We start from the raw sequence: 1,380 nt of genomic DNA, 5'->3' as shown, positions 1-1,380 counted from the left end.
GGTAGTGTAAGTTGAACTGTGTCAAGGCTATTGTCCTTTTTATATTAACCTCAGATGGGGGACACGATTTCTAATCGTGTTTTCCAGATGAGGAGCCTTCCTGGCAGCAAAGTTACATAATTTCAAATCTATCACCAAATTTTATAGCCAATTGTTGAGATATTAGTGCCCAGTTCGCAAGGGGCATAGTCCACTTCTCACTGATATTACGGTAGGCCAGATAAACGAGTTTCTCCAAGGCAGTATCTGATGGGAATACACCTTTATTCTTAGTGACCTTGCGTATCTGACGGTGGTAGCCTTCGACGGTGTTGGTCGTATATATAAGACGCCGGATTTCCTTGGTATACTGGAAGAATTCTGTCAGACGCTCCCAGTTGTCACGCCATGACTTTATAACTATAGGATACTGCTCGCCCCATTTAGCTTCAAGGTTGTCAAGCTCAGTCTCTGCAGCATCCCTGCTGACAGCACCATATACGAGTTTCAGGTCCTTCATAAACTCTTTCTGATGCTTGCTACCCACATACTTGATAGAATTGCGTATCTGATGCACAATGCAGAGCTGGACAGCTGTATTGGGGAATACGCTCTGGATGGCATCAGGAAAGCCTTTAAGCCCGTCTACACAACATATCATAATATCCTCTACGCCACGGTTCTGTAAGTCTGTAAGCACATCAAGCCAGAAGTTGGCTCCTTCGCTCTTGGCAACGTACATACCAAGCAGTTCCTTGTGCCCCTCTTTGTTGATGCCCAGCACATTGTAGATGGCACGGGTGACGGCACGGCCAGTATCGTCCTTTACTTTGTAATGGATAGCATCAAGCCAGCAGATTGCATAAACAGGATCTAAGGTACGGCTCTTCCATTCCTTTATCTCTGGCAATACACGGTCTGTTATTGCACTTATAGTCTCTGCAGACAGCTTGGTATCAAACTCACGTTCAAAATAACGGCTGATTTCCCTAGTACTTGTACCAAAAGCATACATGCCAATAATCTGGTCTGCCATACCCTCAGCAAGAATCGTCTCACGTTTGCGGACTGTCTGGGGATCAAAGCTGCCATCACGGTCACGAGGCGTCTCGACAGTCACTTCACCATATTGCGTCTGAACTGTCTTGGACATCTTTCCGTTGCGACGATTGCCGCTTTCACGGGATTCTTCATTCAGGTGAGCATCCATCTCACCCTCAAGAGCTGCATTCAAAATACGCTCCAACATAGGCGCCAAAGCACCTTCCTTACCAAACAATGGCTTGCCTGTACGTAATTGTTCGGCTGCCAACTTGTAATCAATTTCTTCGTTTGCCATCATAAAATAAACTATGTCTTACTACTTTTATTGTAGCCTGACACAGTTTACTTTACACTCTC

General features: G+C 45.3%; 1 protein-coding gene. It reads right to left on the bottom strand.

What is annotated here, in order from left to right:
• Positions 1-112: 112 nt before the first annotated feature.
• Entirely contained in the window at positions 113-1,318 is a 1,206-nt protein-coding gene (locus tag K333_RS0109810; protein ID WP_027452644.1) for an IS256 family transposase, read from the bottom strand.
• Positions 1,319-1,380 lie beyond the last annotated feature (62 nt).

This window comes from Segatella albensis DSM 11370 = JCM 12258 (assembly GCF_000426565.1).
Classification (GTDB): domain Bacteria; phylum Bacteroidota; class Bacteroidia; order Bacteroidales; family Bacteroidaceae; genus Prevotella; species Prevotella albensis.
This window is presented reverse-complemented; position numbering and strand designations above follow the sequence as displayed.

Bases quoted from the DNA above. Each gene is read 5' to 3' on its own strand.
- K333_RS0109810 (WP_027452644.1), bottom strand. From the start codon at position 1,318: ATGGCAAACGAAGAAATTGATTACAAGTTGGCAGCCGAACAATTACGT.